The sequence below is a fragment of the Butyricicoccus sp. genome (genome assembly GCF_050872565.1).
Lineage (GTDB): Bacteria > Bacillota > Clostridia > Oscillospirales > Butyricicoccaceae > Butyricicoccus_A.
In genome coordinates this window covers 1-4,955 of sequence record NZ_JBNMHC010000161.1, presented here as the reverse complement: position 1 = coordinate 4,955, position 4,955 = coordinate 1, and the positions used below count along the sequence as shown (strand labels likewise).

The following is a 4,955-nucleotide window of genomic DNA, read 5'->3' as shown; positions in this document are numbered from 1 at the left end:
GATAACCCAGAGAGTCTACGCCAATCAGCTTACGGATTTCCTCTACTGTTCTGCCATACGCAATCAGATACTCTCGATCCGGTACGTCTGTGCCGAAGAAGCACGGATGCAGGAACGGAGGGGACGAAATACGCATGTGCACTTCCTTTGCGCCAGCGTCTTTGAGGATCTTTACCAGACGCGCACAGGTCGTGCCGCGGACAATGGAGTCATCTACGAGGATAACACGCTTGCCTTCCAGATTGTTTCGGAGAGCATTCAGCTTGATGCGGACAGAACGCTCACGCTTGTCCTGACCAGGCTGAATAAAAGTTCGGCCGATATATTTATTTTTAATCAGACCGACATCATATGGAATGCCTGATGCCTTGGAATAACCAATCGCAGCCGGAATGCCGCTGTCCGGCACGCCGACGACGACATCTGCCTCTACCGGATATTCTTCTGCCAGATAGCGTCCTGCCTCCTGACGGGCAAACGCAACCGACGCACCGTCTACGACGGAATCCGGACGGGCAAAATAGATATATTCAAAGACACAGGTCGTATGATCGCAAGAAATATTACACTTCATCGAACGCAGCTCGCCATCTTCGACAACAACCAGCTCGCCCGGCTCTACATCACGGACAAAGGTTGCGCCCAGTGCATCCAGTGCACAGGACTCCGATGCAAAAACATAAGAATGCATCAGCTTGCCGATACACAGCGGACGGAAACCATGCGGGTCACGCGCTGCAATCAGCTTACGCGGAGACATGATGACGAGGGAATATGCGCCCTCAATTTTGCTCATGGCGTTGAGTACGGCATCTTCGATACTGCCGCACTTGAGACGCTCACGCACGATGGTGTAGGTCAGCACTTCGGTATCGCTGGAAGAGCGGAAAATGCCGCCGTCCAGCTCAATCTCTCGGCGCAGCTTGCCTGCGTTGACGAGATTGCCGTTATGGGTAACAGCCAGATTGCCCTTACAGTGGGTAATACATACCGGCTGTGCGTTCTCACGCGCCGGCTGACCGGTCGTGGAGTAGCGGACATGTCCTACCGCAATGGTGCCCGGCAGGTTGTCCAGAATCTCCTGATTAAACACTTCATTGACCAGACCAATATCCTTATGGCACTTGATGACACCGTTGTTGTTTACCGCGATGCCGCACGCCTCCTGACCTCTGTGCTGCAAAGCAAACAGAGCGGTATACGCGTCATGTGCCGGACTGATCTTTCCAATATCTTCTTTGTTGACGTAAACGCCAAACACGCCGCACTCTTCATGCAGCTTTGCCTGTCCGTCAAACGGAGTACAGGCTGCTTTTCTCATTTTATACTTCATAGAAACCTTCATTCAAAAGCCAAGTGATAGATACTTTGTTGTAAAATTATTCGCAATGGATGCGTCCCAGCCGATCCAAAATTTCCTGATACGCCTCTGTGGTATCGCTCAAATCCCGACGAAAGCGGTCTTTTCCCAGCTTTCTGCCGGTCTTTGCATCCCACAAGCGGCTGGTATCCGGAGAAATTTCATCCGCCAGCACAACCGTGCCATCCGGCAGACAGCCAAATTCCAGCTTGCAGTCAATCAGTCGAATATCCGCTTCGAGCAGCAGCTGCCGCAGAATTTTGTTGATGCGGAAGGCCAATCGGTCGATTTCTTCCAGTATTTCCGGCGTACACAGCTCCAAGGCAAAGACATGGAACCGGTTAATCATCGGATTGCCCAAAGCCGCCGCTTTATAGCGGTATTCCAGCACCGGAGAGCGGAGACGGGTGCCCTCCGGCTGCCCAATCAGCGTGGACAAGGTACCGGCAACCACATTGCGAACGATAATCTCCAGCGGAATCATGCGCACCCTTCGGACGACGGTCTCTCGGTCGGAGAGCTGCCGCACCAGATGCGTCGGAACGCCTTTGCGTTCGAGCATCCGCATGACCTCGTTGGAGACACGATTGTTCACCGCGCCTTTTTCCTCTTGATACGCAACGATCAACAGCTCCGGATTATTGGTCGCATATACTGTTTTTGATTTTCCTTCGTACAGCAAATCTTGTTTTTCCATGAGCGTTGCCCCCTGCCTCAAACAATCGGCGCGTTTGATTTACTTTGCGTATTCTGCGCGGATCTTTGCGTCCTTTGCTTCTACCTTTTCTGCCATTTCAGCCTTGAATGCGTCCAGCTTGGAAGCCAGCTCCGGCTCGCTCAGAGCCAGCATCTGAACAGCGAGGATTGCCGCATTTTCTGCGCCGTTTACACCAACGGTTGCAACCGGAATGCCAGTCGGCATCTGCACAATGGAGAGCAGGCTGTCCAGACCGTCCATGAACGAGGACTTGATCGGAACACCGATAACCGGCAGGGTCGTCTGTGCTGCCAGAACGCCGCCCAGATGAGCAGCCTTGCCTGCTGCCGCGATGATGACACCATAACCATCTGCTGCTGCATTCTTGGACAGAGCCTCAGCTGCTGCCGGAGTGCGGTGTGCAGAGATGATGCGAACATCATACGGAACACCGAAGGTGTCCAGCTTATTGATGCAGCCCTCCATGACCTTCAGATCGCTGTCAGAACCCATAACAATGCATACTTTTTTCATGATAATGCTCCTTTATGATACTGTTCCAAACTGAGATTTGACAAAAACAACAGGACACCGTATTTTGCTTATACGATGTCCTGCTTAATCATTGCTTTATTTTCCAGTAATCCCCAGCCATACAGACGCAGAAAGTCCGCGACGAAAACCCTGCTGCGCGCAGGATGCTCCTCTTGCACTTGCACTGTAGTTCAGGCTTGCTGCGAACATGTCACCGGCTCCTTTCTGCCCATGATGGAAAAGGGGATCGCTATCTCACCTTTATTGTATTACAGAGTTCCCGCAAGTTCAATAGCAAGTTTGATTTATGTAAAAATCTTGTTAGAATGACCAACCTTTTTCGCGGAAGTTCGTCATTTTTTTATACTGTTTTCCCGCCGCACTACCTTGACAGCACAGATCAATCCGACTCAATCAGATGGATCAAGCGGCGGCAGATTTCGTCATTGTACTCATGCAGATCGTCCTTGGTCTTTGGTGTACGCTGGATGTGCAAAAGAGTATCTTGAATATCTTCGGTTCCCTTGAGAGAAATATTATACTTTTCCAGTCGCTTCGGGAAAATAAGCGGCAGACCGAGTGCCTTTGCCTCCCACAAAACCATGCCCTGACCTTCATAGCGGGATTCCAGATAAAAGGCATCCATCTTATTCAAATACGGGTATGGGTTGGACTGATAGCCCATAAAATGCACGATGTGTTCCAGTCCGTTGCGCTTTGCCTGCTCGACAAGTGCCTGATGATCCGGACCGTCACCGAAGATATACACCGCGAGATCCTTTCGCGTTTTGCAGACCGACTTGAGCTGATCCAGCATGATGTCATAGCCCTTCTGATGGTACAGGTGTCCCATAGAAGCAATATTAAATTTCTTGGGATCGACTTCAAAGTCAATCGGCTTATCACACTTTTCAAAAATCTCATGTGTGTCAATCAGGTTCGGAATCGCCGTCACCTTGGCATCTTTCAGTCCCGTCTTATTTTTAAACGGCTGGATAATGCCGTCCGACACAGCGACAAACTCCGAGAATCGATGGAACTTAGAATGGAAGAACGTCCACAAGATGCGGTACTTCTTTTCTTCGCGGTACTTGATTTCCATATCGTTATGAATCCACATGACGCGCTTTTTTGCCGGAACCGTCAATGCGCCGAAGGCACAGTCCTGCTGATAATTGCTGAAATCAATCGCCACATCATACGGCTCTGTCGTGGCAAATTTAAACCGCGGCATCAACTTCATAATTGCGCCAAACGGAACCAGACGGAAATAATAAGGAAATGCCTTGAGATAATGAATCTGAATGTGCGGACGAATATCCGAAAGATCAAAAAATACATCTCGGTCGAACAGATAGACATCTACGTCATACCGATCCATTGCTTCCAGACTCATTAAGTTGACCAATGATTTCTGTATGCCGCCGACATGCAGATCACTTTGGAAAATTGCGATTCGTTTTTTCTGCTGTCTCATTGTCTTCTGCCCCTCACTTGCTTGATTGGATTGATGTGTACACGCGCCATACAGCAACTCGCGCACCTCATGGAGATTTTTACCCTCTTCGTCGATCAGCTTTTGTGCCGCCTGCTGCCACTTGCTGCGCTCCTGTGCTTGCATACAGCGGTCGATTTGTTTTTGCAGCTGCCGCGCTGTCACAGATTCGATGTGCAGCAGGGCGTCGGAACATCCGATAGATTTCAAAAAGCCGTCTACCTTCATATCATAGGAAACGCCAACGCTCGGCACACCATTTTCTACGGCAAAAATCAAGGAATGCAGACGCATACCGATCATCGCCTTCATATGGGCCAGCACAGATACCGTCTCACTGATTTCCAGCTGCTCTGAAATCAGATAATATGGGCAGTTGAGCTTCTCTATCACTTTTTTTGCCGCTTGACAGTCACTGGGATATTCAATCGGCACGAATACTGGAATCAAACTATAGGTTTTCCAAGCGTATTCCAGTGCTTCCGCGATGTCTTCTACCGCTTCGTCAAATCCCTTCCATTGCCGCAAGCCGAGACCAAGATACGTGCCATCCGCAGGAATGCCCAAATATTCCAGCAGCTTGGCCCCTTGTTCTGTATGCAGCTTATGAATGCTGATGGTTGGATCCGCGGTACACAGTATTTTGGGTGTCTTTACACCCATATGTCCCAATTCTCTGCGTGAATCCTCATCGCGCAATGTCGCAACATCTACGCAATGGTCAATAATTTTCCCTGCTGCCCAGCGGTGAAATCTGCCGTACACCGGTCCGATTCCGCTGCCGTACATCATAACCTTACAGCCGCGCAGCTTCGCCATGAGCAGCGTCACCAAATAATAATACAGAGAACGGCTGGACGTCGCATTTT

4 protein-coding genes are annotated in these 4,955 nt (G+C 50.0%); all 4 read right to left on the bottom strand.

Annotated features, from left to right (window positions below):
• Nucleotides 1-1,333: amidophosphoribosyltransferase (gene purF / locus ACR0P9_RS07560; protein WP_432618853.1), on the bottom strand; the 1,333-nt coding region annotated here is incomplete at its 3' end.
• Nucleotides 1,334-1,379: 46 nt separating this feature from the next.
• Nucleotides 1,380-2,057, bottom strand: a complete 678-nt coding sequence (locus ACR0P9_RS07555; RefSeq protein ID WP_432618851.1) for a phosphoribosylaminoimidazolesuccinocarboxamide synthase — start codon at nucleotides 2,055-2,057, stop codon at nucleotides 1,380-1,382.
• A gap of 39 nt (nucleotides 2,058-2,096) precedes the next feature.
• On the bottom strand, nucleotides 2,097-2,591 hold the full coding sequence (purE, locus tag ACR0P9_RS07550; protein ID WP_432618849.1) for a 5-(carboxyamino)imidazole ribonucleotide mutase: 495 nt from the start codon (nucleotides 2,589-2,591) through the stop codon (nucleotides 2,097-2,099).
• 400 nt (nucleotides 2,592-2,991) lie between these two features.
• A partial coding sequence (locus ACR0P9_RS07545; protein WP_432618847.1) for a polysaccharide pyruvyl transferase family protein occupies nucleotides 2,992-4,955 on the bottom strand: 1,964 nt, incomplete at its 5' end.